The organism is Marinobacterium stanieri, assembly GCF_900155945.1.
Classification (GTDB): Bacteria; Pseudomonadota; Gammaproteobacteria; order Pseudomonadales; family Balneatricaceae; genus Marinobacterium; species Marinobacterium stanieri.
In genome coordinates this window covers 108,094-134,925 of the sequence record NZ_FTMN01000009.1, presented here as the reverse complement: position 1 = coordinate 134,925, position 26,832 = coordinate 108,094, and the positions used below count along the sequence as shown (strand labels likewise).

Below are 26,832 nucleotides of genomic sequence, written 5' to 3'. Positions count from 1 at the left end.
AGACAGCATGCGCCTGGCCATGATTGCGGCCCAGTCCCTCAATCGAGTGATTGGCATTAACAACAAATTGCCCTGGTATCTGCCGGGGGATCTCAAGTATTTCAAGCAGGTTACCCTGGGCAAGCCCATCGTGATGGGTCGCAAGACCTTCGAGTCCATCGGCAAACCTCTGCCTGGCCGCACCAATATCGTCATTACCCGTGATACCGAGTGGAATCATCCCGGTGTGCGCGTGGTGCACGGCCTGGACGAAGGGGTCGAGCTGGCAGAAAGCCTGGCGTTGATTGATGGCGTGGAAGAGACGGTTGTGATCGGTGGTGCGGAAATCTATGCACTCTGTCTGCCGCGTGCGGATCGCCTTTATCTGACACAGGTACATGCAGAAGTAGAAGGTGATGCCTTTTTCCCGCCGCTGGATGCAACTGAATGGCAGGAAGTCGGGCGTGATGATTTCAAGGCGGAAGGGCCTAATCCCTATGATTACAGCTTTATCGTGATGGACCGCGCTGGAGCTGCTGATGCTGGATAAGCTGCTGCAGGTACTCGCCGATGGCGCCTTTCATTCCGGTAGTGCCATCGGGCGTGAGCTGGGGATGAGTCGCAGTGCCGTATGGAAGCACATGCGTCGCCTGGAAGAGCTGGGGGTTGAGCTCTACAGCGTCAAGGGGCGTGGCTACCGTATCCCGGGTGGGCTGGACCTGCTGGATGCCACCCGTCTGCAGGCGAGCCTGCAGGATATTCCGGGTTTGGCAGAGACGGAGGTGGTCACGGAGATCGACTCGACCAATGTGCGGGCGCTGGAGCGTTTGCAGCAGGGTGTGCCGGGCGGTTTGTATGTGGCGGAGTTCCAGCATGGCGGTCGTGGCCGTCGCGGGCGCCAATGGCTCAGCCCGCTGGCGTCCAGTCTCTGCTTCAGTCTGGCCTGGCGCTTCAACTCCGGGGCGGCTGCGCTGGAAGGTCTGAGTCTGGCAGTGGGAGTTGCATTGCAGCGTGCCTTGCGGCGCCTTGAAGTGCCGGATGTCTGTCTCAAGTGGCCCAATGATCTGTTGGTCGATCAGGCCAAGTTGTCCGGTATTTTGATTGAATTGAGCGGCGATGCCGCCGGTGAGTGTCAGGTCGCCATCGGTGTGGGGTTGAATGTACGCCTGCCAGATGCTTTGCTGGAAGAGCTGGACCAGCCGGCAACGGATTTGAGTCGGCTGGGTTTTACTGGCAGTCGCACGGAATTGCTGGCAGCCCTGGTCGCAGAGCTTGTGACCGTGCTGGAGTCGTTTGAGCGAGGCGGGTTTGCTCCTTTGCGGCCGGATTGGGAAGCGGTAAATGCTTTTGCCGGACGCGAAGTGCGGCTGACATCGGGCAGTCACAGCTACGAAGGTGTGTGTGTCGGGGTGACCGATCAGGGCGGTTTGCGTTTGCAGACGGCGGCGGGGGAAGAAGTCTTCCATGGAGGAGAAATGAGTGTCCGTATCCACGAGCCGGCTTGAGCTGGATGCCGGAAATACCTTCATCAAATGGCGTTTGCGTCAGGCAGGTGTAACCCTGCAATCGGGGCGCTGGCTGACGGCCGAATTTAACGCAGACTGCCTGCGTCAATGCGCTCATTCTCCCGCATCTGTCTGGTTGGGCTCCGTTGCCGGGGCTGCATTGAATCAGCGGCTGGCAGCGGCCGTGCGTGAATGCTGGGGTGTTGAGCTGCAGCAGGCGTTCACTCAGGCGCAATGTGCAGGGGTAAGTAACAGCTACTCGGATCCGAGCCGTATGGGGGTAGATCGCTGGCTGGCGATGCTGGCGGCCTGGCAGCATACACGGGGTGCCTGTTGTGTCGTCGATGCCGGCAGTGCCATTACCGTGGATGTACTGGATGACCGAGGGGAGCATCAAGGTGGCTATATCCTGCCGGGGTTGCGGCTGATGCAGACATCCCTGCTTGGGCGTACCGCCGAAATCAAGGTGGAGGATGCGCTTGAGCGTGTTGCCTTGAGCCCGGGGCGCAGTACCGAGGAAGCTGTTTCACACGGTGCCCATCTGCTCATGCTGGCGCTGGCCGAGCGGGTTGATAAAGGATTGCCGGGTCAGAAGGGTTCCTTGCCGGTATTGGTAACGGGCGGGGATGCCGAAGCGCTCCTGCCTTATCTGTCTCAGGCGCAACACCATCCAGACCTGGTGCTGGATGGCTTGCAATGGACACTGGGGTGAAATGATGCTGCGCTGGCTGGCTCTGCTGCTGTTATTGGGAAATGCGTTGCTGCTGTTCTGGTATGGGCAGCAGCGGCAACTGGCGGAGCCGGCGCCTGAGGCGACACTGAAAAATCTGCACCTGCTGCATGAGCTGGATCGTTCGGCGCAGCTGCAGCCCCGTGAATTGCAGTGCTATCGCCTGGGTGTGTTCATGTCGGAGTCGGAGCTGCAGCGCGCGCGCGGTCTGCTGGCAGACAAGGGGTTTGTGATCGAGCGTCAGGATGCGCAATCAGCGGTGATTGGCTATCACCTGAGGGTGAGCGTGCCGGCTGACGCTGAAGCGCGTATCCAGTTACTCGATGAGCTGGCATTGGCCGGCTGGGTGCCGCAAACGGATGCCGGTGATTTTGTGCTGGGGCCCTTTGTCGGAGATGAGGCACAACAGGCTGCGCGAACCGAACGGCAGGCATTGATGGCCGTTCTGGATGTGGATGTGCGACAGGTGCCGATTCCCGATCCGGATCCCGGTCATGATCTGCTTGTCAGCATTCCGGCGGGTGATGAACTGGACGATGTTTTGCGCCAGTTGTTGCTGTCCGGATGGCCGGGCATAAAAATTGAAAAAAAATCCTGCGAGGGGGTTGCACGCCCCTAATGGGATCAGTAAGATACGCACCACTTCGACAGGCAAGGCCGGTATAGCTCAGTTGGTAGAGCAACTGACTTGTAATCAGTAGGTCCGGGGTTCGACTCCTCGTGCCGGCACCATGTCTGAAGAAGGTTTGAAAGGCTGGTGGGGTTCCCGAGTGGCCAAAGGGATCAGACTGTAAATCTGACGCGCAAGCTTCGGTGGTTCGAATCCACCTCCCACCACCATCTCCGTTTCAGCGGGTATGGTATAGTGGCTATTACCTCAGCCTTCCAAGCTGAAGAGGCGGGTTCGATTCCCGCTACCCGCTCCAAACGGGGCAAAGGAAAACGCGTTATGCTCATGTAGCTCAGGGGTAGAGCACACCCTTGGTAAGGGTGAGGTCGGCGGTTCAAATCCGCCCATGAGCTCCAGTTTTGATGAAGGGTAGATATAGTGATATATCTACCCTTTGTTGTATTTGGCGTCTTTGAAAACGACTTGATCAGGTTGACCTTGCCATGGCTAAACAATCATTTGAACGTAACAAGCCCCACGTTAACGTTGGTACTATCGGCCACGTTGACCACGGTAAAACTACTCTGACTGCCGCACTGACTCGCGTATGTGCAGAAGTATGGGGCGGCGCTGCCGTTGCCTTCGACGGCATCGATAACGCTCCGGAAGAGCGTGAGCGTGGTATCACCATCTCTACTTCCCACGTAGAGTACGAATCTCCGACTCGTCACTACGCGCACGTAGACTGCCCGGGACACGCCGACTACGTTAAGAACATGATCACCGGTGCTGCCCAGATGGACGGCGCGATCCTGGTATGTTCTGCTGCTGACGGCCCCATGCCGCAGACACGTGAGCACATCCTGCTGTCTCGTCAGGTTGGCGTACCGTACATCGTTGTGTTCCTGAACAAAGCAGACATGGTCGACGACGAAGAGCTGCTGGAGCTGGTTGAAATGGAAGTTCGCGAACTTCTGGAAGAGTACGACTTCCCGGGTGACGACACTCCGATCATCGTTGGTTCTGCTCTGCAGGCGCTGAACGGTGAAGATCCGGAAAACTTCGGCCAGGCTGCTGTTAAGAAGCTGGTTGAGACTCTGGACGAGTACATCCCTGAGCCGGAGCGTGCCGTTGATCAGCCGTTCCTGATGCCGATCGAGGACGTATTCTCTATCTCTGGTCGTGGTACCGTAGTAACCGGTCGTATCGAGCGTGGTATCCTGAACGTTGGTGACGAAATCGAAATCGTCGGCATCAAGGACACTACCAAGACTACTTGTACTGGTGTTGAGATGTTCCGCAAGCTGCTGGACCAGGGTCGTGCAGGCGAGAACGTTGGTGCGCTGCTGCGTGGTACCAAGCGTGACGAAGTTGAGCGTGGTCAGGTACTGGCCAAGCCGGCATCCATCACTCCGCACACTCAGTTCGAAGGCGAAGTTTACGTGCTGAGCAAGGAAGAAGGTGGCCGTCATACTCCGTTCTTCAAAGGCTATCGTCCGCAGTTCTACTTCCGTACCACTGACATCACTGGTGCGTGTGAGCTGCCGGAAGGCGTTGAAATGGTAATGCCGGGTGACAACATCCAGATGTCTGTTACCCTGATCAACCCGATCGCGATGGAAGAAGGTCTGCGCTTCGCCATCCGTGAAGGTGGTCGTACCGTGGGTGCCGGCGTGGTATCCAAAATTATCGAATAAAAATCGATAATTACCTGTTGCATACAGGTGGGGAGGCGCCTATAATGTGCCTCCCTGTTACGCAACAGGCCAGTGGCTCAATTGGCAGAGCAGCGGTCTCCAAAACCGCAGGTTGGGGGTTCGAGTCCCTCCTGGCCTGCCATCTTCAATCGAAGATGGTGTCACATCAAAGCGCAAGCTTTTCAATTGCCGAGGCTCCTAGCGTGAACTCTAAAGTGACGTCCGAAGGATCTAAGCTCGATGGCCTGAAGTGGGTTGTCGTTGTAGCACTGGTTGCGGCCGGTGTGGTAGGAAACTCCGTGTTTGCAGGTGAGTCTTTGCTGTACCGTGTTTTGGCGCTGGTTGCGCTGGCACTGGTTGCGGGCTTTGTGGCGCTGCAGACAGCAAAAGGTAAGGCTTTCTTCCAGTTGTTTAAGGAAGCCAAGAATGAGATTCGCAGAGTGGTCTGGCCAACGCGTCAGGAAACCCTGCAAACAACCGCTATCGTAGTTTTGACTGTGCTGCTGGTCGGTCTGGCGCTCTGGGGTCTTGATACCCTGTTGGGTTGGCTGGTGTCCGGCGCTATTGGTTAAGAGGTGTAAGTAAGCATGGACATGGACAAGAAGCGTTGGTATGTCGTGCATGCCTACTCCGGCTATGAAAAGCGCGTCATGAACAGCCTCAAGGAACGGATCGAGCTGCACAGCATGCAGGATCTGTTCGGTGAAGTGCTGGTGCCGACTGAAGAAGTTGTTGAGATTCGTGACGGCAAAAAGCGCAAGTCAGAGCGCAAGTTTTACCCCGGTTACGTGTTGGTGAACATGGTCATGAATGATGAGACCTGGCACCTGGTGAAGAATACCCCGCGCGTAATGGGCTTTATCGGTGGTACCGCAGACAAGCCGGCCCCGATTACCAAAAAGGAAGCGGACGAAATTTTGCAGCGCGTCGAAAGCGGTGCAGACAAGCCGCGTCCCAAGACTGTTTTCGAACCCGGCGAGATGGTGCGCGTCATCGATGGTCCTTTTGCCGACTTCAACGGCGTTGTCGAAGAAGTCAACTACGAAAAGAACCGTCTGCAGGTGGCTGTGCTCATCTTCGGGCGCTCGACTCCGGTCGAGCTGGAATTTACTCAGGTCGAAAAGGGCTGAGTTTGGTAGCAAAGCCGCCGTCAGGCGGTTTTGCCGTTGTAAACATGGGGAGCCCTTGCGGCGTTTGAACCCATAAGGAGTAGCTTAATGGCTAAGAAAATCAATGCTTACATCAAGCTGCAGGTAAAAGCGGGTCAGGCTAACCCTAGTCCCCCCGTAGGTCCTGCTCTGGGTCAGCACGGTGTTAACATCATGGAGTTCTGTAAAGCGTTCAACGCACAGACTCAAGGTATGGAACCGGGTCTGCCGGTGCCGGTTGTTATCACTGTATACAGCGACCGTAGCTTTACCTTTATCACCAAGACTCCGCCGGCGTCCATCCTGCTGAAAAAAGCAGCTGGTCTGAAGAGCGGTTCTTCTCGTCCGAACACTGAGAAAGTGGGTACCGTTACTCGCGCTCAGCTGGAAGAGATTGCAACAACCAAGATGCCGGATCTGACTGCGGCTGACATGGATGCGGCTGTTCGCACCATCGCTGGTAGCGCTCGCTCCATGGGTCTTGAAGTGGAGGGTGTAGAGTAATGGCTAAGCTGACCAAGCGCCAGAAGGCGATCCGTGAGAAGGTTGAGAGCGGCAAGCTTTACCCGCTGACAGATGCTGTTGCACTGCTGGGTGAGATCTCTTCAGTCAAGTTCACCGAGTCTGTTGACGTTGCTGTGAACCTGGGTGTTGATCCGCGTAAATCCGACCAGGTTGTACGTGGTTCTACAGTACTGCCGAACGGTACAGGCAAAGATGTACGTGTTGCTGTGTTTGCTCAGGGTGACAACGCTGAGAAAGCAAAAGCGGCAGGTGCTGACGTTGTTGGCTTTGAAGACCTGGCTGAACAGGTTAAAGCCGGCAACCTGGATTTTGACGTAGTGATTGCGACTCCTGACGCTATGCGTGTTGTCGGTCAGCTGGGTCAGATCCTGGGTCCGCGTGGCCTGATGCCGAACCCGAAAGTCGGTACCGTTACTCCGGACGTGACCACTGCAGTAAACAACGCCAAAGCAGGTCAGGTGCGTTTCCGTACTGACAAGAACGGTATCGTTCACTGCTCCGTTGGCAAGCTGGGCTTCGAAGGCAAGGCTATCCAGGAAAACCTGGAAGCACTGCTGGCGGACCTGAAGAAGCTGAAACCGGCTTCTGCCAAGGGCGTTTACGTGAAGAAAGTGACCCTGTCCACTACCATGGGCCCGGGTCTGTCCGTTGATCAGAGCTCTCTGAGCTTCTAATCAGCGCAAAGGTTTTTTGAGGGTCTTCGTGACCTGTAATACAGAGGCGAAGGCCGTCAAAGACCGCAGGTGATGTTGTTACCTCGGTGGCGGCATCTTAATGGAAACACCAGCCTGCGCAGACGGTGAGATTCACGCGAATCAAAAACCACCGTACTCAGAAGCCCCGCAAGGGGTGGTTGGTAAACAGTCGAAAGACTAAATCCAGGAGTAAATCGTGGCATTAGGACTCGAAGACAAAAAAGCGATCGTCGCTGAAGTCCAGGAAGCTGCCAAGTCTGCTCTGTCTGCAGTAGTTGCCGATTCTCGCGGTGTAACTGTAGAAGACATGACTGCTCTGCGTAAAGAAGCCCGTGCAAACGGCGTATGGCTGAAAGTCGTACGTAACACTCTGGCTCGCCGCGCAGTTGAAGGCACTGACTACGCATGTCTGCAGGACAGCTTTGTCGGTCCGACCATCATCGCATTCTCCACCGAGCACCCGGGTGCCGGTGCGCGTATCCTCAAGGATTTCGCGAAAGATAACGAGCAGTTCGAACTGAAAACTGCTGCGTTTGAAGGTGAAGTGGTCGACATCGCCATGCTGGCAAGCCTGCCGACTTACGACGAAGCAATCGCCAAGCTGATGAGCGTTCTGAAAGAAGCATCTGCTGGCAAGCTGGTTCGTACTATTGCGGCTATTCGCGACCAGAAAGAGCAAGCTGCCTAAGACGTGTTCTTGGCGGTTTATTGAAAGTTTTAACGAGCTATCGCTCTACCCAATTATCAGGATTTGAATCATGTCTCTGACTCACGAAGATATCATCAACGCTGTTGCTGAAATGTCTGTAAAAGACGTTGTTGCTCTGATCGAAGCAATGGAAGAAAAATTCGGTGTTACCGCTGCTGCTGCTGTTGTAGCTGGCGCTGCTGGTGGCGACGCTGGTGCTGCTGAAGAACAGTCTGAGTTCGACGTTGTTCTGACCGCTGCTGGCGACAAGAAAGTTAACGTCATCAAGGCTGTTCGCGGCGCAACCGGTCTGGGCCTGAAAGAAGCCAAAGAACTGGTTGATGGCGCTCCGTCTACCATCAAGGAAGGCGCAGAAAAAGCTGAAGCTGAAGAGCTGAAGAAAGCTCTGGAAGAAGCTGGCGCGACTGTCGAACTGAAGTAATCGCGTTGATGCGCAAAAAGCGGCTTAAAACTGCTTAAAAAGCGTATGGCTGGTGGCGAAGCGCCACCGGCCTTTTTCCGTTATTTATAGACAGCAAATAAATAATGGCTACACAGCCCATCGCAGGCATGCGACGGACTGGCTTCTCAACCTGGGTGCAGATGCTGGGGAACACTGATGGCTTATTCATATACTGAGAAGAAACGCATTCGCAAGAATTTCGCAAAGTTGCGGCAGGTAATGGATGTGCCATACCTGTTGGCGACTCAGCTCGACTCCTATCGCCGCTTCCTGCAGGACGGCAGCGCTGGCGAGGGTCGTCGCGACGAGGGCTTGCACGCTGCGTTTAATTCCGTATTTCCAATTGTCTCTTACTCTGGCAACGCAGCCCTGGAGTACGCCGGCTACCGTCTGGGCGAACCCGTATTCGACGTGAAAGAGTGTCAACAGCGTGGTATCACCTACGCCGCACCTCTGCGCGTCAAAGTGCGCCTGGTGATCTATGATCGCGATTCATCTACCAAAGCGGTCAAGGACATCAAGGAGCAGGAAGTCTACATGGGCGAAATGCCCCTGATGACTGAAAACGGTACCTTCGTTGTTAACGGTACCGAACGTGTAATCGTATCTCAGCTGCACCGCTCTCCGGGTGTGTTCTTCGACCACGACAAGGGCAAGACACATTCTTCCGGCAAACTGCTGTACTCCGCGCGTATCATTCCTTACCGCGGTTCCTGGTTGGACTTCGAGTTCGACCCGAAAGACAGCCTGTTTGTCCGTATCGACCGTCGTCGTAAGCTGCCGGCAACTATTCTGCTGCGCGCGCTGGGCTACGAAGCTGAAGAGATTCTGGAAACCTTCTTCCACACCACTGGCTGGACGCTGGAAGGGGAAAACATCTGGATGGACCTGATTCCGGAACGTCTGCGTGGCGAGACCATGTCGTTCGAAATCAAGGATCCGGATGGTAATGTGATCGTGGAAGCGGGTCGTCGTATCACGCCGCGTCACATTCGTCAGATGGCCAAGGCCGGTATGCAGCAGCTGGATGTTCCGGCTGAGTACCTGATCGGCAAGGCGCTGGCACGTAACCTGATGGACCCGACCACAGGTGAACTGATCGCCAACTGTAACGCCGAAATCACTGAAGAGATGATCGGCAAGATGCAGGTGCTGGGCATTGATCGCATCGAGACGCTGTATACCAACGACCTGGATTGTGGTGCGTTTGTATCTGACACTCTGCGTATCGACCCGACCCGCAACCAGTTGGAAGCACTGGTCGAAATCTACCGCATGATGCGCCCGGGCGAGCCGCCCACCAAGGAATCTGCGGAAGCGCTGTTCGAGAACCTGTTCTTCTCTGACGAGCGTTACGACCTGTCAGCTGTAGGCCGCATGAAGTTCAACCGTCGCCTGGGTCGCGACGAAGTCACCGGTTCCGGCATCCTCGACAAGGATGACATCCTGGACGTGATGAAGACCCTGATCGACATCCGTAACGGTAAAGGCACCGTCGACGATATCGACCACCTGGGTAACCGTCGTATCCGTTCCGTTGGCGAAATGGCCGAGAACCAGTTCCGTGTCGGTCTGGTCCGTGTTGAGCGTGCCGTCCGTGAACGTCTGTCCATGGCCGAGTCCGACAACCTGATGCCGCAGGACCTGATCAATGCCAAGCCGGTGGCTGCGGCGATCAAGGAATTCTTCGGTTCTTCTCAGCTGTCCCAGTTCATGGACCAGAACAACCCGCTGTCCGAGGTTACACACAAGCGTCGTGTATCCGCACTGGGCCCGGGTGGTCTGACCCGTGAGCGTGCCGGCTTTGAGGTGCGAGACGTACACCCGACTCACTACGGTCGTGTATGTCCGATCGAGACCCCTGAAGGTCCGAACATCGGTCTGATCAACTCGCTGGCAGTATTTGCACGCACCAACGATTACGGCTTCCTGGAAACGCCGTACCGTCGTGTTGTTGATGGTCAGGTGACTGACGATATCGACTACCTGTCTGCGATCGAAGAGAACAAGTACGTTATCGCCCAGGCCTCTGCGACCATGGATGATGACGGCCGTCTGACCGACGACCTGGTAACCGTGCGTCACTTGAACGAAACCACGGTAATGCCGCCGGAGCGCGTACAGTACATGGACGTGTCCGCACGTCAGGTTGTATCTGTGGCTGCGTCCCTGATCCCGTTCCTGGAACACGATGACGCCAACCGCGCATTGATGGGTTCCAACATGCAGCGTCAGGCTGTACCGACACTGCGCGCCGAAAAGCCGCTGGTGGGTACCGGCATCGAGCGCAACGTGGCACAGGACTCCGGTGTGTGTGTGGTTGCCCGTCGTGGCGGTGTTATCGAGTCTGTCGATGCGGCGCGTATCGTCGTACGCGTCCATGATGACGAAGTACAGGCCGGTGAAGCGGGTGTAGATATCTACAACCTGACCAAATACGTGCGTTCCAACCAGAACACCTGCATCAACCAGCGTTCCATCGTGAACCCGGGTGAAACCGTGCAGCGTGGTGACGTCATGGCCGACGGTCCGTCTGTCGATCTGGGCGAGCTGGCTCTGGGTCAGAACATGCGCATCGCGTTCATGCCGTGGAACGGCTACAACTTCGAGGACTCCATCCTCATCTCCGAGCGTGTGGTTCAGGAAGACCGTTTCACCACGATCCACATTCAGGAACTGACCTGTGTGGCGCGTGACACCAAGCTGGGTCCGGAAGAGATCACCTCCGATATTCCCAACGTGGGCGAGTCTGCGCTGGCGAAGCTGGATGAAGCCGGCATCGTGCATATCGGTGCTGAAGTGGGTCCGGGCGACATCCTGGTCGGCAAGGTAACACCCAAGGGTGAAACCCAGCTGACACCGGAAGAAAAACTGCTGCGCGCCATCTTCGGTGAGAAGGCGTCCGACGTTAAGGACACCTCTCTGCGCGTCAAGACCGGTACCGTTGGTAAAGTTATCGACGTTCAGGTCTTCACCCGTGATGGTGTACAGAAAGACGAGCGTGCGCTGTCTATCGAGAAGTCCGAGCTGGATGGTATCCGCAAGGACCTCAACGAAGAGTTCCGCATTGTCGAGCAGGCAACCTTCGAGCGTCTGGGACGCAAGCTGGTCGGTCTGAATGCTGAAGGTGGTGCTGGCCTGAAGAAAGGCGAAGCCATCACTGAAGACTTCCTGGCCGATCTGAAGAAGTCTGACTGGTTCAAGATCCGCGTCGCCGACGAAAGCGTCAGCGAAGAGCTGGAACTGGCCAAGAAGCAGCTGGAAGAGCGTCGTGCCAACCTCGACAAGCGCTTCGAAGACAAGAAGAGCAAGCTGCAGACCGGCGATGATCTGGCACCGGGCGTGCTGAAGATCGTCAAGGTGTATGTTGCCACCAAGCGTCGCGTACAGCCGGGTGACAAGATGGCAGGTCGTCACGGTAACAAGGGTGTTATCTCCGTGATCATGCCGGTTGAAGACATGCCGTACGATGCCCATGGCGAGCCGGTGGATATCGTCCTCAACCCGCTGGGTGTACCGTCCCGTATGAACGTGGGTCAGATCCTCGAGACTCACTTCGGTATGGCGGCAACAGGCCTGGGTCGCAAGGTAAATGCGCTGCTGGAACAGGAGCAGGCCAAGGCCGAGAAGGTCAAGTCACTGCGCGAATTCCTGGGACAGATCTACAATGATGATCACGGCGGTCTGACTGCCGGTCGTCAGGAAGATCTGGACAGCTTCAGCGATGACGACATCCTGGAACTGGCGGCTAACCTGCGTAAGGGTGTACCTCTGGCAACGCCGGTATTTGACGGTGCCAAAGAGAGCGAAATCAAGGCGCTGCTGCGTCTGGCGGATATGGACGACAGTGGTCAGTTCACCCTGTTCGACGGCCGCACCGGTGATCGCTTCGACCGCCAGGTAACCGTGGGTTACATGTACATGCTGAAGTTGAACCACCTGGTCGACGACAAGATGCACGCACGTTCCACTGGCTCCTACAGCCTGGTTACCCAGCAGCCGCTGGGTGGTAAGGCGCAGTTCGGTGGTCAGCGCTTCGGTGAGATGGAGGTCTGGGCACTGGAAGCCTACGGTGCCGCCTACACCCTGCAGGAAATGCTGACGGTCAAGTCGGACGACGTGAACGGTCGTACCAAGATGTACAAGAACATCGTGGATGGCGATCACCGTATGGAACCGGGCATGCCGGAATCGTTCAACGTGTTGATCAAGGAAATCCGCTCGCTCGGTATCGATATCGAGCTGGAAAGCGAATAAGTCCTGAATGATCACCAGCCGGGGCCCCTTGAAGATTCGAGGGGCCTTCGGCGCAGAGAACTCCGCGAGGAGCTATAGACAATGAAAGATTTGCTGAATCTGCTGAAGAACCAGGGACAGTCCGAAGAGTTCGACTCTATTCGCGTATCCCTGGCGTCACCGGACATGATCCGTTCCTGGTCCTACGGTGAAGTTAAAAAGCCGGAAACCATCAACTACCGTACCTTCAAGCCGGAGCGTGACGGCCTGTTCTGTGCCAAGATCTTTGGCCCGGTGAAGGACTACGAGTGTCTGTGCGGCAAGTACAAGCGCATGAAGCACCGTGGTGTCATCTGTGAGAAGTGTGGCGTTGAAGTGACCCAGACCAAAGTGCGTCGTGAGCGCATGGGTCACATCGAGCTGGCCTCTCCGGTTGCTCACATCTGGTTCCTGAAGTCACTGCCGTCTCGTATCGGCCTGATGCTGGATATGACCCTGCGTGATATCGAGCGTGTGCTGTACTTCGAATCCTTCGTCGTAATCGATCCGGGCATGACCACCCTTGAGCGTGGTCAGCTGCTGAACGACGAACAGTACTTCGAAGCACTGGAAGAATTTGGTGATGACTTCGACGCCCGTATGGGTGCTGAAGCGGTTAAGGAGCTGCTGTCTTCCATCGAGCTGGATGAAGAATGCCAGCAGCTGCGTGAAGAACTGCCGCAGACCAACTCCGAAACCAAAATCAAGAAGCTGTCCAAGCGCCTGAAGCTGCTGGAAGCCTTCCACAAGTCCGGCAATGATCCTGCCTGGATGATCATGGAAGTGCTGCCGGTTCTGCCGCCGGACCTGCGTCCGCTGGTACCGCTGGATGGTGGTCGTTTCGCGACTTCGGATCTGAACGATCTGTACCGCCGTGTAATCAACCGTAACAACCGTCTGAAGCGTCTGCTGGACCTGAACGCACCGGATATCATCGTGCGCAACGAGAAGCGCATGCTGCAGGAATCCGTCGATGCGCTGCTGGATAACGGCCGTCGCGGTCGTGCCATCACCGGTTCCAACAAGCGCCCGCTGAAATCCCTGGCTGACATGATCAAGGGTAAGCAGGGTCGTTTCCGTCAGAACCTGCTCGGTAAGCGTGTTGACTACTCCGGCCGTTCCGTAATCGTGGTAGGCCCGTACCTGCGTCTGCACCAGTGCGGTCTGCCCAAGAAAATGGCGCTGGAGCTGTTCAAGCCGTTCATCTTCTCCAAGCTTGAGCTGCGTGGTCACGCGACTACCATCAAGGCTGCCAAGAAGATGGTTGAGCGTGAAGAGCCTCTGGTATGGGATATCCTCGACGAAGTGATTCGTGAGCACCCGGTTCTGCTGAACCGTGCACCGACACTGCACCGTCTGGGTATCCAGGCATTTGAGCCGGTACTGATTGAAGGTAAGGCAATCCAGCTGCACCCGCTGGTGTGTGCTGCGTACAACGCCGACTTTGACGGTGACCAGATGGCGGTACACGTACCGCTGACCCTGGAAGCCCAGCTCGAAGCCCGTGCCCTGATGATGTCCACCAACAACATCCTGTCACCGGCCAACGGCGAACCGATCATCGTACCGTCTCAGGACGTGGTACTGGGTCTGTACTACATGACCCGTGAGCGCGTGAATGCCAAGGGTGAAGGCATGGTCTTCTCCGACATTCGCGAAGTTCAGCGTGCGCATGGCGCCGGTCAGGTTCACCTGCAGGCACGTATCAAGGTGCGTATCCCTGAAGTGATCCGTGACATCGAAGGTAATGTTGAAGAGCGCTATGGTCTGCAGGACACCACTGTCGGCCGTGCCATGCTGTTCGATATCGTACCTGATGGCCTGCCGTTCTCCCTGGTTGACCAGGCGATGAAGAAGAAGGCGATTTCTCGCCTGCTGAACGAGGCCTACCGTCGTTGTGGTCTGAAAGATACCGTTATCTTTGCCGACCAGCTGATGTACATGGGCTTCCGTCAGGCGACCATGTCCGGTGCCTCTATCGGTGTGAACGACTTCGAGATCCCGGCCGAGAAGGTCAACATCATCGCTGAAGCTGATGCGGAAGTGAAAGAGATCGAACGTCAGTTCGCCGACGGCCTGGTAACTCAGGGCGAGAAGTACAACAAGGTTATCGACATCTGGTCCCGCGCCAACGAACTGCTGGCGAAGAAGATGATGGACAACCTGAAGGTTGAAACCGTCGTCAACGCCGATGGCGAAGAAGTCGAGCAGGAGTCCTTCAACTCCGTTTACATGATGGCCGACTCCGGTGCGCGTGGTAGTGCCGCCCAGATTCGTCAGCTGTCCGGTATGCGTGGTCTGATGGCGAAGCCGGATGGCTCCATCATCGAAACGCCGATCGTGGCGAACTTCCGTGAAGGTCTGAACGTACTGCAGTACTTCATCTCGACCCACGGTGCTCGTAAGGGTCTGGCGGATACCGCACTGAAGACCGCGAACTCCGGTTACCTGACGCGTCGTCTGGTAGACGTAGCGCAGGACGTGGTTATCACCGAAGAAGACTGTGGTACCGAGCGCGGCGTAGTGGTTCAGCCGATGATCGAGGGTGGCGACGTAATCGTAACCCTGGGTGAGCGTGTACTGGGTCGTGTTGTAGCCGAAGACGTGCTCAACCCGTCCGAGACCGAGACTCTGATTCCGGCCGGTACCCTGATCGATGAAGCCTGGGTACACCGTCTGGAAAATGACGAAGACTACAGCGGTATCGACGAGATTCTGGTGCGCTCTGCGATCACCTGTGAATCCCAGCACGGTATCTGCTCCAACTGTTACGGCCGCGACCTGGGTCGTGGACACCTGGTCAACCGTGGTGAAGCGGTCGGCGTTATCGCTGCCCAGTCCATCGGTGAGCCGGGTACACAGCTGACCATGCGTACCTTCCACATCGGTGGTGCGGCATCTCGAGCTGCAGCCGTTGACAGCATTCAGGTCAAGAACGGCGGTGAAATCCGTCTGCACAACCTGAAATATGTAGAGCGTACGGATGGCAACCTGGTTGCGACCTCCCGTTCCGGTGAAGTCGGTGTGACCGACGAACACGGTCGTGAGCGTGAACGCTACAAGCTGCCGTACGGTGCCCTGATCAAGGTGCGTGATGGTTCCAAGGTTGATGCCGGTGCCGTCGTTGCCAACTGGGACCCGCATACTCACCCGATCGTCACCGAGGTGGCAGGTAAGGTCGAATTCGCGGGCATGGAAGATGGTATTACCATCAAGCGTCAGACAGATGAGCTGACCGGTCTGTCCACTATCGAGATTCTGGATGCCAAGGATCGTCCTGCCGCTGGCAAGGATATCCGTCCGATGATCAAACTGGTGGATGCCAACGGTAACGATGTCTTCCACCCGGGTACCGAAATGCCTGCGCAGTACCTGCTGCCGGCTAAAGCGATCGTTAACCTGAACGACCGCGCCGAGGTACAGATCGGTGACATCCTGGCGCGTATTCCGCAGGAAGGCTCGGTCAACAAGGACATCACCGGTGGTCTGCCGCGCGTAGCGGACCTGTTTGAAGCACGTAAGCCGAAAGAGTCTGCCGTACTGGCAGAGATCTCCGGTGCTGTCAGCTTCGGCAAGGAAACCAAGGGCAAGCGTCGTATCGTGCTGAGCCCGACCGATGGTGCTGATCCGTATGAGATCATGATCCAGAAGTGGCGTAACCTGAACGTGTTCGAAGGCGAAACCGTGGAGAAGGGTGAAGTCCTGTCCGACGGTCCGTCCAACGCACACGACATCCTGCGCATTCTGGGTGTGGAAGAGCTGGCCAAGTACATCGTCAGCGAGATCCAGGAGGTTTACCGCCTCCAGGGTGTAGCCATCAACGACAAGCACATCGAAGTTATTGTGCGTCAGATGCTGCGCAAGGCCGAGATTCTGGATGCCGGCGATTCCCAGTTCATCCCGGGTGACCAGGTTGAATACCAGGCAATCGTTGAAGAAAACCAGCGTCTGGAAGCCGAAGGCAAGATCCCGTGCAAGTTCGAACGTGTACTGCTGGGTATCACCAAGGCCTCCCTGGCAACCGAGTCCTTCATCTCCGCGGCCTCCTTCCAGGAGACAACCCGCGTACTGACCGAAGGTGCGGTAACCGGCAAGCAGGACTTCCTGCGTGGTCTGAAAGAAAACGTTGTTGTGGGTCGTCTGATTCCGGCTGGTACCGGTTTGGCATACCACAGCGAACGCAAGCGTAAACGTCAGTCGGCGACTGAAAGTGTCAGCGTGAGTGCCGAAGAGGTACAACAGGCGCTGACCGAGGCTCTGAACGCCTCCATGTCGCCAGACGCTGAGTAATTATTGCTCAAAAATTGACGTATGGGGCCGGAATTGATTAAAATTCCGGCCCTTTCGTGCTGGATATAGAATCCGGCGTTAAATGGTGCTTAAAAACCAATCGTGGAGTTTGCTTAAATGGCAACAATCAACCAGTTGGTACGCAAGCCGCGTAAGCGCAAGGTACAGCAGAGCGACGTTCGTGCGCTTCAGGCATGTCCGCAGCGTCGCGGTGTATGTACCCGTGTTTATACGACTACTCCGAAGAAGCCGAACTCGGCTCTGCGTAAAGTATGTCGTGTGCGTCTGACCAACGGCTTCGAAGTGTCTTCCTACATCGGTGGTGAAGGCCACAACCTGCAGGAACACTCCGTAGTACTGATCCGTGGCGGTCGAGTAAAAGACCTTCCGGGTGTGCGTTACCACACTGTTCGTGGTTCTCTGGACTGCTCCGGTGTTAACGACCGTAAACAGGGTCGTTCCAAGTACGGTACCAAGCGTCCTAAGTCCTAATCCCGTCGCTCCGACGGTGAAGCTGTTCCAGCCGGTGGCCATCTAGGGTTACGCAGCTGTTAAAGCAAGACCGAAAGACGATAAGAGTAAGGGCGGATGTGAATACATACCGCATTATCCTGAAGACCTTAAACATTTTTTAGAGGGCTTATCCATGCCAAGAAGACGCGTCGCTGCGAAGCGCGAAATCCTGCCGGATCCTAAATTCGGTAACATTACACTGGCAAAATTCATCAACCACCTGATGGTACACGGCAAGAAGTCTGTTGCTGAACGTATCGTATACGGTGCGATGGATAAAGTTGAAGAACGCACCAAGCAGGATCCGCTGGAGCTGTTCGAAAAAGCACTGGAAACAGTACAGCCGATGGTTGAGGTTAAATCTCGCCGTGTAGGTGGTGCTACCTACCAGGTACCTGTTGAAGTACGTCCCTCTCGTCGTATGGCTCTGGCCATGCGCTGGCTCGTAGATGCTGCTCGTAAGCGTGGTGAAAAATCCATGGCTCTGCGTCTCGCCGGTGAGCTGGTTGACGCTTCTGAAGGACGTGGTGCTGCTGTCAAGAAACGTGAAGACGTGCATCGTATGGCTGAAGCCAACAAGGCTTTCGCTCACTATCGCTTCTAAAATTCAGAGGAATTGAGTCGTGGCTCGAACTACACCCCTCGCGCGCTACCGTAATATCGGTATCTGCGCGCACGTTGACGCCGGCAAGACTACCACCACTGAACGTGTTCTGTTCTACACAGGCCGTAGCCACAAGATGGGTGAAACCCATGATGGTGCATCTACGACTGACTGGATGGAGCAGGAACAGGAGCGTGGTATCACTATCACCTCTGCCGCTGTAACCTGCTTCTGGAGTGGTATGCAGCAGCAGTTCGAGGAACACCGTGTCAACATCATCGACACCCCGGGGCACGTTGACTTCACTATCGAAGTAGAACGTTCTCTGCGTGTATTGGACGGTGCTGTAGTGGTTCTGTGTGCCTCTTCAGGCGTACAACCGCAGACCGAGACTGTATGGCGTCAGGCCAACAAGTACGAAGTTCCCCGCATGGTGTTCGTCAACAAGATGGACCGTGCCGGCGCCAACTTCTACATGGTTGAAGAGCAGCTGAAGAAGCGTCTGAACGCCGTACCTGTGCCGATCAACCTGCCGATCGGTGCGGAAGACGAGTTCAAGGGCGTCGTTGACCTGCTGCGCGGCAAGGCGATCCTGTGGAACGAAGAAGACATGGGTATGACCTTCGAAGAAGGCGACATCCCGGCCGACATGCAGGACAAGGTTGATCAGTACTACGAACAGATGGTTGAAGCAGCTGCTGAAGCCTCTGAAGAACTGATGGACAAGTACCTGGAAGAAGGCGAACTGTCTGTTGAAGAGATCAAGGCTGGTCTGCGTGCCCGTACCCTGAACAACGAAATCATCCTGATGCAGGCTGGTTCCGCGTTCAAGAACAAGGGTGTACAGGCGGTTCTGGATGCGGTTATCGAATATCTGCCGTCTCCGACCGAGGTTAAGGCGATCGAAGGTACTCTGGATGACGCGGCTGAAACCGTTGAAACCCGTGAAGCCGATGATGATGCTCCGTTCGCGGCGCTGGCATTCAAGATCGCGACTGACCCGTTCGTAGGTACTCTGACCTTCGTACGTGTCTACTCCGGTGTTCTGCAGTCTGGCGACAGCGTTTACAACTCTGTTAAACAGAAGAAAGAGCGCATCGGTCGTATGGTGCAGATGCACGCCAATAGTCGTGAAGAGATCAAGGAAGTGCGTGCCGGTGACATCGCTGCCATGATCGGTCTGAAGGACGTTACTACCGGTGATACTCTGTGCGACCTTGATCAGAAGATCGTTCTGGAACGTATGGAATTTCCGGATCCGGTAATCTCCGTTGCTGTGGAGCCGAAATCCAAGGCTGACCAGGAAAAAATGGGTGTTGCGCTGGGTAAACTGGCTCAGGAAGACCCGTCTTTCCGCGTTGAAACTGACGAAGAAACCGGCCAGACCATCATCTCCGGCATGGGTGAGCTGCACCTGGACATCATCGTTGACCGCATGAAACGCGAGTTCAAGGTTGAAGCTAACATCGGTAAGCCTCAGGTTGCCTACCGTGAAAAGATCCGTCAGGCCGTTGTTGCAAACCACAAGTTTGCGCGTCAGTCCGGTGGTCGTGGTCAGTACGGTCACGTAGTGATCGAATTCACCCCGAGCGAAGACGAAGGTCTGGAGTTCGTGAACGAGATCGTAGGTGGTGCTATTCCGAAGGAATACATCCCGGCGGTTCAGAAGGGCGTTGAAGAGCAGATGAAGAACGGTGTTATCGCCGGCTATCCGCTCATCGGCCTGAAGGCACGTTTGTACGACGGTTCCTTCCACGAAGTTGACTCCAATGAGATGGCGTTTAAAATCGCGGCATCTCAGGCGCTCAAAAAGTATGCGCAGGAAGCTAGTCCGTGTCTGCTTGAACCGATGATGAAAGTTGAAGTTGTTACCCCTGAAGAGTACATGGGTGACGTTATGGGTGACCTGAACCGTCGTCGTGGTCTGGTACAGGGCATGGAAGACAGCACTTCCGGTAAGGTTATCAACGCTGAAGTACCGCTGGGTGAGATGTTCGGTTACGCTACCGACCTGCGCTCCGCGTCTCAGGGTCGTGCGACCTATTCTATGGAGTTTAAAGGCTATGCCGAAGCTCCGCAGAATATTGCTGATGCCGTTATCAAACAGAACTGATAAGCCAAATACTGAATCAAGAGGATTTAATCGTGGCTAAACAATCATTTGAACGCAACAAGCCCCACGTTAACGTTGGTACTATCGGCCACGTTGACCACGGTAAAACTACTCTGACTGCCGCACTGACTCGCGTATGTGCAGAAGTATGGGGCGGCGCTGCCGTTGCCTTCGACGGCATCGATAACGCTCCGGAAGAGCGTGAGCGTGGTATCACCATCTCTACTTCTCACGTAGAGTACGAATCTCCGACTCGTCACTACGCGCACGTAGACTGCCCGGGACACGCCGACTACGTTAAGAACATGATCACCGGTGCTGCCCAGATGGACGGCGCGATCCTGGTATGTTCTGCTGCTGACGGCCCCATGCCGCAGACACGTGAGCACATCCTGCTGTCTCGTCAGGTTGGCGTACCGTACATCGTTGTGTTCCTGAACAAAGCAGACATGGTCGACGACGAAGAGCTGCTGGAACTGGTTGAAATGGAAGTTCGCGAACTTCTGGAAGAGTACGACTTCCCGGGTGACGACACTCCGATCATCGTAGGTTCTGCTCTGCAGGCGCTGAACGGTGAAGATCCGGAAAACTTCGGCCAGGCTGCTGTTAAGAAGCTGGTTGAGACTCTGGACGAGTACATCCCTGAGCCGGAGCGTGCCGTTGATCAGCCGTTCCTGATGCCGATCGAGGACGTATTCTCTATCTCCGGTCGTGGTACCGTAGTAACCGGTCGTATCGAGCGTGGTATCCTGAACGTTGGTGACGAAATCGAAATCGTCGGCATCAAGGACACTACCAAGACTACTTGTACTGGTGTTGAGATGTTCCGCAAGCTGCTGGACCAGGGTCGTGCAGGCGAGAACGTTGGTGCGCTGCTGCGTGGTACCAAGCGTGACGAAGTTGAGCGTGGTCAGGTACTGGCCAAGCCGGCATCCATCACTCCGCACACTCAGTTCGAAGGCGAAGTTTACGTACTGAGCAAGGAAGAAGGCGGCCGTCATACTCCGTTCTTCAAAGGCTACCGTCCGCAGTTCTACTTCCGTACCACTGACATCACTGGTGCCTGTGAACTGCCGGAAGGCGTTGAAATGGTAATGCCGGGTGACAACATCCAGATGACTGTTACCCTGATCAACCCGATCGCGATGGAAGAAGGTCTGCGCTTCGCCATCCGTGAAGGTGGTCGTACCGTCGGCGCTGGCGTTGTATCCAAAATCATCGCGTAATCTACGTGTTTGATTGATTGAAAAAGCCCTCTTCGGAGGGCTTTTTTGTGCCTGGCGAAAAATGAACCAGAAAAGTGGTTAAAAATTAAACTTTCAGTTGACGCTGCAGGCGCCTCTGAGTAAAATTTGCGTCCCCTTCATCCGAGGGGAGGTCGGCTATTGCCGTAAAAAAACTTACAGGAAATGCGTGATCAGAATGCAGAACCAAAAAATCAGAATTCGTCTGAAGGCTTTTGATCATCGCCTGATCGACTCGTCCGCTCTGGAGATCGTTGAGACTGCCAAGCGTACAGGTGCTCAGGTGCGTGGTCCGATCCCACTTCCTACTCGCAAAGAGCGTTACACCGTTCTGATCTCTCCGCACGTTAACAAAGACGCGCGTGATCAGTACGAAATTCGTACGCACAAGCGTGTTCTGGACATCGTTGAGCCGACAGAAAAAACTGTCGACGCACTGATGAAGCTGGATCTCGCTGCGGGTGTTGAAGTGCAGATCAGCCTCGGCTAATACGCACTGCGCAGAATTATTCAATTAATGAAGCGCTATTTGTGGAATGCGCCTGAAAAGGGCAGCCATAGCGGGTGACAGCCCCGTACACAACTGGCAAGAGGTAAAAACATGTCTGTAGGACTTATCGGACGTAAAGCGGGTATGACCCGTGTCTTCACAGAAGATGGCGTGTCCGTGCCAGTCACCGTCATCGAGATGGAACCGAACCGTGTAACCAACGTCAAGACTGTCGAAAAAGACGGTTACGCTGCGGTACAGGTGACTACTGGTAGCAAAAAGGCTAACCGCCTGAGCAAGCCGGAAGCAGGTCACTTTGCCAAGGCTGGCGTAGAAGCCGGTCGCGGTTTGTGGGAGTTCCGTGTGAATGGTGACGAGGAAATCAACGTCGGCGACGCGCTGACAGTTGAGCGCTTCGAAGCAGGTCAGAAGATCGACGTTACTGGTCAATCTAAAGGTAAAGGTTTCCAGGGTGGCGTTAAGCGCTGGAACTTCTCTACTCAGGATATGACTCACGGTAACTCTATCTCTCACCGTGCTCCGGGTTCCATTGGTCAGTGCCAGACCCCGGGTCGTGTCTTCAAAGGTAAAAAGATGGCCGGTCACATGGGTGCCGAGCGTTGCACAGTACAGACTCTGGAAGTCGTACGTGTTGATGCTGAGCGTAACCTGCTGATCGTCAAGGGAGCAATCCCGGGCGCCACTGGCGGCGATGTCATCGTTAAACCTGCTGTTAAAGCACGCGCCTAAGGAGGTTTGCCATGAATCTGAATCTGACTGGAGCCACTGGATCGGTTGAAGTATCCGATCTGGCATTTGGCAAAGAGTTTAATGAAACGCTTGTGCACCAGGTTGTTACTGCCTACATGGCAGCTGGCCGCCAGGGTAGCAAAGCGCAGAAAAACCGTTCCGCAGTATCTGGTGGTGGCGCTAAGCCGTTCCGTCAGAAAGGTACCGGTCGTGCCCGTGCGGGTACTAGCCGTTCACCGCTGTGGCGTGCGGGTGGTGTAACCTTCGCTGCTCAGCCGCGTTCTTTCGCTCAGAAAGTAAACAAGAAGATGTACCGCGCTGCCATGCGTTGCATCCTGTCTGAGCTGGTACGTCAGGAGCGCCTGGTTGTCGTAGAAGACTTCCAGCTGGAAGCACCGAAAACCAAGCAGTTCGTAGCCAAGCTTGACGAGTACAAGCTGGATAACGCTCTGCTGATCACCGAAAACGTCGAGCAGAATCTGTATCTGGCTGCACGCAACGTTCCGCATGTGGACGTACGTGATGCTGCTGGTATCGACCCGGTTAGCCTGGTTGGTTTCGAGAAGGTCCTGGTGACAGTTCCTGCTCTGAAGAAAATTGAGGAGGTGCTGGCATGAACCCGGAACGCATTTATAAAGTGCTGCTCGGACCGCACATCTCTGAAAAAGCCACCATCGTTGCTGAAGGCAGCGAGCAGGTAGTATTCCGTGTGGCTTCAGACGCAACCAAGCCGGAAATCAAAGAAGCCGTTGAGCAGCTGTTCAACGTCAAGGTTGCAGGCGTCAACGTTCTGAATATCAAAGGCAAGACCAAGCGCACCATGCGTGGCATGGGCAAGCGCAACGATGTTCGTAAAGCGTATGTTCGTCTGGCCGAAGGTTCTGAAATCGATTTCCTGGCGGGCGAATAAGAGGGGTTGAACCATGGCAGTTATTAAAGCGAAGCCGACCTCTGCTGGACGTCGTCATCTCGTCAAGGTGGTCAGCGAAGGTCTGCATAAAGGCAAGCCTTATGCGCCGCTGCTGGAAAAAAACAGCAAGAGCGGTGGTCGTAACAACAATGGTCGCATCACGACTCGTCACATCGGTGGCGGTCACAAGCACCATTACCGTGTAATCGACTTCCGTCGCAACAAGGATGGTATCCCGGCTCTGATCGAGCGTGTGGAATACGATCCTAACCGTTCCGCGCACATCGCCCTGGTGAAGTACGCTGACGGTGAACGTCGTTACATCATCGCGCCGAAAGGTCTGGAAGCTGGTGCTCGCATCATCTCCGGCGAAGATGCCGACATCAAGATCGGTAACACGTTGCCGCTGCGCAACGTACCGCTCGGTAGCACCGTTCACTGTGTTGAGCTGAAGCCTGGTAAAGGTGCTCAGCTGGCACGTTCAGCAGGTGCTTCCGCACAGCTGGTAGCCCGTGAGGGTACTTACGCTACTCTGCGTCTGCGTTCTGGTGAAACCCGTAAGGTTCTGGCTGAATGCCGTGCCACTCTGGGTGAAGTCAGCAACTCTGAGCACAGCCTGCGTCGACTGGGTAAAGCTGGTGCTAGCCGCTGGCGTGGTGTTCGTCCGACCGTTCGCGGTGCGGCGATGAACCCGGTTGATCACCCGCATGGTGGTGGTGAGGGTCGCAGCTCTGGTGGTCGTCACCCGGTTACTCCGTGGGGCGTACCGACCAAGGGTCACAAGACTCGCAAGAACAAGCGTACCGATAAACTGATCGTACGCCGTCGTAAGGCTAAATAAGAGGAATCAGCTGTGCCACGTTCACTGAAGAAAGGTCCATTTATCGACCTTCACCTGCTGAAGAAGGTAGAGGCTGCAATCGAAGCTAACGAACGTCGTCCGATCAAGACCTGGTCACGTCGTTCTACGGTTTTCCCGCAGTTTGTGGGACTGACTATTGCAGTACATAACGGTCGTCAGCATGTTCCGGTATTCATTACCGAAGACATGGTCGGCCATAAACTCGGCGAGTTCGCTGCGACACGTACATACCGCGGTCATGCAGCCGACAAGAAGGCCAAGAAGAAGTAAGGGGGTAGATGATGGAAGTTATCGCCAAGCACACAGGTGCTCGCATCTCCGCCCAGAAGGCCCGACTGGTCGCTGATCAGATCCGCGGTAAGTCTGTGGGCGAAGCTCTGAATATCCTGGCGTTCAGCACCAAAAAGGGTGCACACCTGGTTAAGAAAGTACTCGAGTCTGCTATCGCGAATGCGGAGCACAACGAAGGTGCTGACATCGATGAGCTGCACGTTTCTGCTATCTTCGTTGACGAAGGTATGACCATGAAGCGCATCCAGCCGCGTGCCAAGGGCCGCGCTGATCGCATCCTGAAACGTTCGTCACATATCACCGTCAAGGTGTCCGACTAACGGCTGATTGCTAGGAGATTTCAATATGGGTCAGAAAGTCAATCCGACCGGTATTCGCCTTGGCGTCGTCAAGGACCATGCGTCTGTATGGTATGCCGACAAAGCGGAATACTCAGCGAAGCTGCTGAATGACCTTCAGGTGCGTAAGTACCTGGATGAGCAGCTCAAAAATGCATCTGTAAGCCGCATCGAAATCGAGCGTCCGGCCCAGAATGCCAAGATCACCATCTACACGGCGCGTCCGGGTATCGTGATCGGCAAGAAAGGTGAAGACGTCGAGAAGCTGCGCAACGCTGTTTCCCAGATGATGGGTGTGCCTGTTCACATCAACATCGAAGAAGTGCGTAAGCCGGATCTGGATGCGAAACTGGTTGCACAGGGCGTTGCCAGCCAGCTGGAACGTCGTGTCATGTTCCGTCGTGCGATGAAGCGCGCGGTTCAGAACGCGATGCGTCAGGGCGCCAAGGGCATCAAAATTCAGTTGGGCGGTCGTCTCGGTGGTGCCGAGATCGCGCGTACTGAATGGTACCGTGAAGGTCGTGTACCGCTGCACACTCTGCGTGCGGACATCGATTACGCTACCTACGAAGCCCACACCACTTACGGTGTGATTGGCGTAAAAGTCTGGATCTTCAAGGGTGAGATCCTCGGTGGTATCGAACAGGTACGTGCCGAGAAGAACGCACCCAAGAAGAAAGGTAAGTGAGGTAGACGTCAATGCTGCAACCGAAACGACTGAAATACCGCAAGGTAATGAAAGGTCGCAACCGCGGCCTGGCACAGCGCGGCAGCAAGGTCAGCTTTGGTGAATTTGCACTGAAAGCGACCGGGCGCGGCCGAATCACTGCGCGCCAGATCGAAGCTGCTCGTCGTACCATGACTCGTCACGTAAAGCGTGGTGGTAAAATCTGGATCCGTGTCTTCCCGGACAAGCCGATCACAGGTAAGCCGCTGGAAGTACGTATGGGTAAAGGTAAGGGTAGCGTTGAATACTGGGTTGCCCAGATTCAGCCTGGCAAGGTCCTGTTCGAAATGAGCGGTGTACCTGAAGAGCTCGCCGCTGAAGCCTTTGCGCTGGCTGCTGCAAAGCTGCCGGTTTCTACAACTTTTGTTAAACGGACGGTGATGTAATGAAAGCTACAGAACTGCGTGACAAGTCCGTTGAGGAGCTTCAGCAGGCTCTGCTGGGTCTTCTGAAGGACCAGTTCAACCTGCGTATGCAGAAGGCGACTGGCCAGCTGGCACAGACTCACCTGCTGGGTCAGGTTCGTCGCGACATCGCTCGCGTTAAGACAGTACTGAACGAAAAGCAGGTGGCTAAATGAGCGCGGAAAAACGTACTCGGACTGTGACCGGTAAGGTCGTCAGTGACAAGATGGATAAAACCATCACTGTTCTGGTTGAGCGTAAAGAGAAGCACCCGATTTACGGTAAATTCGTTAAGCGCTCCACCAAACTGCATGCTCACGATGAGAAGAATGAGTGTCAGATGGGTGACCTGGTGACTATCGCCGAATCCCGTCCGCTGTCCAAGACCAAAACTTGGTCTTTGATTCGCATTGAAGAGCGTGCAGCAAAGGTGTAAACTTACGCACCTTTGCTCCATTACGCCAATTCACCGTGGCTGTTTAAGGCGGTTGCGGTGATGGTTTATACAGTTTGTGGAGTAGACCATGATTCAGACTGAAACGATGCTTGATGTTGCTGACAACAGCGGCGCCAAGCGAGTGCAGTGTATTAAGGTCCTGGGTGGTTCTCACCGCCGCTACGCCTCTGTTGGCGATGTCATCAAGGTGACTGTCAAGGAAGCGATTCCGCGTGGCAAGGTGAAGAAAGGTCAGGTTCTTAAGGCTGTCGTAGTACGTACCCGTAAAGGTGTTCGTCGTCCGGACGGTTCACTGATCCGCTTTGATACTAACTCTGCGGTTCTGCTGAACGCGAACGATGCCCCGATCGGTACTCGTATCTTCGGCCCAGTAACGCGTGAGCTTCGTAATGAGAAGTTCATGAAGATCATTTCCCTGGCGCCTGAAGTGCTGTAAAGACTCTGTTTTCATAACAGATTCTGTAAAAACGCCACTCCCGTAATGGGTTTGGCGTTTTTGAGCATGAGAGGGTAGCAGGAAAGAT

At 55.3% G+C, this 26,832-nt stretch carries 29 protein-coding genes and 5 tRNA genes; all 34 read left to right on the top strand.

The window, feature by feature from the left end; genetic code table 11:
- The first annotated feature begins 7 nt into the window (after positions 1 to 7).
- The 34 genes from BW956_RS17985 to rplN all read left to right on the top strand — a co-directional run bounded on the left by BW956_RS17985 (position 8) and on the right by rplN (position 26,744).
- Positions 8 to 529: a dihydrofolate reductase gene (locus tag BW956_RS17985; protein WP_076464944.1), complete on the top strand. Its 522-nt coding sequence runs from the start codon at positions 8 to 10 to the stop codon at positions 527 to 529.
- Positions 519 to 1,484, top strand: a complete 966-nt coding sequence (gene birA, locus BW956_RS17980; protein WP_076464942.1) for a bifunctional biotin--[acetyl-CoA-carboxylase] ligase/biotin operon repressor BirA — start codon at positions 519 to 521, stop codon at positions 1,482 to 1,484. Before BW956_RS17985 ends, birA begins: the two co-directional genes overlap by 11 nt.
- A complete protein-coding gene (locus BW956_RS17975) occupies positions 1,459 to 2,196 on the top strand; it encodes a type III pantothenate kinase (protein ID WP_076464939.1) in 738 nt (245 codons plus the stop codon). The genes birA and BW956_RS17975 overlap by 26 nt, the downstream gene beginning before the upstream one ends.
- On the top strand, positions 2,171 to 2,833 hold the full coding sequence (locus BW956_RS17970) for a hypothetical protein (protein WP_139327227.1): 663 nt from the start codon (positions 2,171 to 2,173) through the stop codon (positions 2,831 to 2,833). Before BW956_RS17975 ends, BW956_RS17970 begins: the two co-directional genes overlap by 26 nt.
- A gap of 37 nt (positions 2,834 to 2,870) precedes the next feature.
- A tRNA-Thr gene (locus BW956_RS17965) sits at positions 2,871 to 2,946 on the top strand.
- Between the two features lie 24 nt (positions 2,947 to 2,970).
- Positions 2,971 to 3,054 (top strand) — tRNA-Tyr (locus tag BW956_RS17960).
- Between the two features lie 11 nt (positions 3,055 to 3,065).
- Positions 3,066 to 3,140 (top strand) — tRNA-Gly (locus BW956_RS17955).
- 25 nt (positions 3,141 to 3,165) lie between these two features.
- Positions 3,166 to 3,240: transfer RNA gene (locus tag BW956_RS17950), tRNA-Thr, on the top strand.
- An 87-nt stretch (positions 3,241 to 3,327) separates the two neighbouring features.
- On the top strand, positions 3,328 to 4,521 hold the full coding sequence (tuf, locus tag BW956_RS17945) for an elongation factor Tu (protein ID WP_076464933.1): 1,194 nt from the start codon (positions 3,328 to 3,330) through the stop codon (positions 4,519 to 4,521).
- A gap of 66 nt (positions 4,522 to 4,587) precedes the next feature.
- Positions 4,588 to 4,663, top strand: a tRNA-Trp gene (locus tag BW956_RS17940).
- Positions 4,664 to 4,724: 61 nt separating this feature from the next.
- Positions 4,725 to 5,093: a preprotein translocase subunit SecE gene (gene secE / locus BW956_RS17935; RefSeq protein WP_010325533.1), complete on the top strand. Its 369-nt coding sequence runs from the start codon at positions 4,725 to 4,727 to the stop codon at positions 5,091 to 5,093.
- 15 nt (positions 5,094 to 5,108) lie between these two features.
- The gene (gene nusG / locus BW956_RS17930) at positions 5,109 to 5,651 is read left to right on the top strand and encodes a transcription termination/antitermination protein NusG (protein WP_175612037.1); all 543 of its coding nucleotides are present in this window, start codon (positions 5,109 to 5,111) and stop codon (positions 5,649 to 5,651) included.
- An 87-nt stretch (positions 5,652 to 5,738) separates the two neighbouring features.
- Positions 5,739 to 6,173: a 50S ribosomal protein L11 gene (gene rplK / locus BW956_RS17925; protein WP_010325531.1), complete on the top strand. Its 435-nt coding sequence runs from the start codon at positions 5,739 to 5,741 to the stop codon at positions 6,171 to 6,173.
- Complete coding sequence (gene rplA / locus BW956_RS17920) at positions 6,173 to 6,868, top strand: 50S ribosomal protein L1 (RefSeq protein WP_010325530.1); 696 nt, start codon at positions 6,173 to 6,175, stop codon at positions 6,866 to 6,868. The genes rplK and rplA overlap by 1 nt, the downstream gene beginning before the upstream one ends.
- A gap of 217 nt (positions 6,869 to 7,085) precedes the next feature.
- Positions 7,086 to 7,577: a 50S ribosomal protein L10 gene (rplJ, locus tag BW956_RS17915; RefSeq protein WP_076464930.1), complete on the top strand. Its 492-nt coding sequence runs from the start codon at positions 7,086 to 7,088 to the stop codon at positions 7,575 to 7,577.
- A 70-nt stretch (positions 7,578 to 7,647) separates the two neighbouring features.
- Entirely contained in the window at positions 7,648 to 8,019 is a 372-nt protein-coding gene (gene rplL, locus BW956_RS17910; protein ID WP_076464927.1) for a 50S ribosomal protein L7/L12, read from the top strand.
- A 177-nt stretch (positions 8,020 to 8,196) separates the two neighbouring features.
- Positions 8,197 to 12,297 carry a DNA-directed RNA polymerase subunit beta gene (gene rpoB / locus BW956_RS17905; protein WP_076464924.1) on the top strand — a complete coding sequence of 1,367 codons (4,101 nt, stop codon included), beginning with the start codon at positions 8,197 to 8,199 and terminating at the stop codon, positions 12,295 to 12,297.
- Between the two features lie 81 nt (positions 12,298 to 12,378).
- Positions 12,379 to 16,605: a DNA-directed RNA polymerase subunit beta' gene (gene rpoC, locus BW956_RS17900; RefSeq protein WP_010325526.1), complete on the top strand. Its 4,227-nt coding sequence runs from the start codon at positions 12,379 to 12,381 to the stop codon at positions 16,603 to 16,605.
- 117 nt (positions 16,606 to 16,722) lie between these two features.
- Positions 16,723 to 17,097 (top strand): 30S ribosomal protein S12, encoded by a 375-nt coding sequence (rpsL, locus tag BW956_RS17895; RefSeq protein WP_010325525.1) that lies wholly within the window; start codon positions 16,723 to 16,725, stop codon positions 17,095 to 17,097.
- Positions 17,098 to 17,251: 154 nt separating this feature from the next.
- Positions 17,252 to 17,722: a 30S ribosomal protein S7 gene (gene rpsG / locus BW956_RS17890; RefSeq protein ID WP_010325524.1), complete on the top strand. Its 471-nt coding sequence runs from the start codon at positions 17,252 to 17,254 to the stop codon at positions 17,720 to 17,722.
- Positions 17,723 to 17,741: 19 nt separating this feature from the next.
- Positions 17,742 to 19,835 carry an elongation factor G gene (gene fusA / locus BW956_RS17885; RefSeq protein WP_076464921.1) on the top strand — a complete coding sequence of 698 codons (2,094 nt, stop codon included), beginning with the start codon at positions 17,742 to 17,744 and terminating at the stop codon, positions 19,833 to 19,835.
- 32 nt (positions 19,836 to 19,867) lie between these two features.
- Positions 19,868 to 21,061 (top strand): elongation factor Tu, encoded by a 1,194-nt coding sequence (gene tuf / locus BW956_RS17880; protein ID WP_076464918.1) that lies wholly within the window; start codon positions 19,868 to 19,870, stop codon positions 21,059 to 21,061.
- 196 nt (positions 21,062 to 21,257) lie between these two features.
- Entirely contained in the window at positions 21,258 to 21,569 is a 312-nt protein-coding gene (gene rpsJ / locus BW956_RS17875) for a 30S ribosomal protein S10 (RefSeq protein WP_010324105.1), read from the top strand.
- A gap of 111 nt (positions 21,570 to 21,680) precedes the next feature.
- Positions 21,681 to 22,319 carry a 50S ribosomal protein L3 gene (gene rplC, locus BW956_RS17870; RefSeq protein WP_010324104.1) on the top strand — a complete coding sequence of 213 codons (639 nt, stop codon included), beginning with the start codon at positions 21,681 to 21,683 and terminating at the stop codon, positions 22,317 to 22,319.
- 11 nt (positions 22,320 to 22,330) lie between these two features.
- Positions 22,331 to 22,936: a 50S ribosomal protein L4 gene (gene rplD / locus BW956_RS17865; RefSeq protein WP_010324103.1), complete on the top strand. Its 606-nt coding sequence runs from the start codon at positions 22,331 to 22,333 to the stop codon at positions 22,934 to 22,936.
- On the top strand, positions 22,933 to 23,229 hold the full coding sequence (rplW, locus tag BW956_RS17860; RefSeq protein WP_010324102.1) for a 50S ribosomal protein L23: 297 nt from the start codon (positions 22,933 to 22,935) through the stop codon (positions 23,227 to 23,229). Before rplD ends, rplW begins: the two co-directional genes overlap by 4 nt.
- A gap of 13 nt (positions 23,230 to 23,242) precedes the next feature.
- Entirely contained in the window at positions 23,243 to 24,070 is an 828-nt protein-coding gene (gene rplB / locus BW956_RS17855) for a 50S ribosomal protein L2 (RefSeq protein WP_076464915.1), read from the top strand.
- Between the two features lie 12 nt (positions 24,071 to 24,082).
- Positions 24,083 to 24,361 carry a 30S ribosomal protein S19 gene (gene rpsS, locus BW956_RS17850; RefSeq protein ID WP_010324100.1) on the top strand — a complete coding sequence of 93 codons (279 nt, stop codon included), beginning with the start codon at positions 24,083 to 24,085 and terminating at the stop codon, positions 24,359 to 24,361.
- Between the two features lie 8 nt (positions 24,362 to 24,369).
- Positions 24,370 to 24,702 carry a 50S ribosomal protein L22 gene (gene rplV / locus BW956_RS17845; protein ID WP_471777529.1) on the top strand — a complete coding sequence of 111 codons (333 nt, stop codon included), beginning with the start codon at positions 24,370 to 24,372 and terminating at the stop codon, positions 24,700 to 24,702.
- A gap of 25 nt (positions 24,703 to 24,727) precedes the next feature.
- On the top strand, positions 24,728 to 25,408 hold the full coding sequence (gene rpsC / locus BW956_RS17840) for a 30S ribosomal protein S3 (protein ID WP_076464912.1): 681 nt from the start codon (positions 24,728 to 24,730) through the stop codon (positions 25,406 to 25,408).
- An 11-nt stretch (positions 25,409 to 25,419) separates the two neighbouring features.
- Positions 25,420 to 25,833 (top strand): 50S ribosomal protein L16, encoded by a 414-nt coding sequence (gene rplP, locus BW956_RS17835; protein WP_010324097.1) that lies wholly within the window; start codon positions 25,420 to 25,422, stop codon positions 25,831 to 25,833.
- Complete coding sequence (gene rpmC / locus BW956_RS17830) at positions 25,833 to 26,027, top strand: 50S ribosomal protein L29 (protein WP_010324096.1); 195 nt, start codon at positions 25,833 to 25,835, stop codon at positions 26,025 to 26,027. Before rplP ends, rpmC begins: the two co-directional genes overlap by 1 nt.
- Entirely contained in the window at positions 26,024 to 26,287 is a 264-nt protein-coding gene (gene rpsQ / locus BW956_RS17825) for a 30S ribosomal protein S17 (RefSeq protein ID WP_010324095.1), read from the top strand. The genes rpmC and rpsQ overlap by 4 nt, the downstream gene beginning before the upstream one ends.
- A gap of 88 nt (positions 26,288 to 26,375) precedes the next feature.
- Complete coding sequence (rplN, locus tag BW956_RS17820) at positions 26,376 to 26,744, top strand: 50S ribosomal protein L14 (RefSeq protein ID WP_010324094.1); 369 nt, start codon at positions 26,376 to 26,378, stop codon at positions 26,742 to 26,744.
- The last annotated feature ends 88 nt before the right edge of the window (positions 26,745 to 26,832 follow it).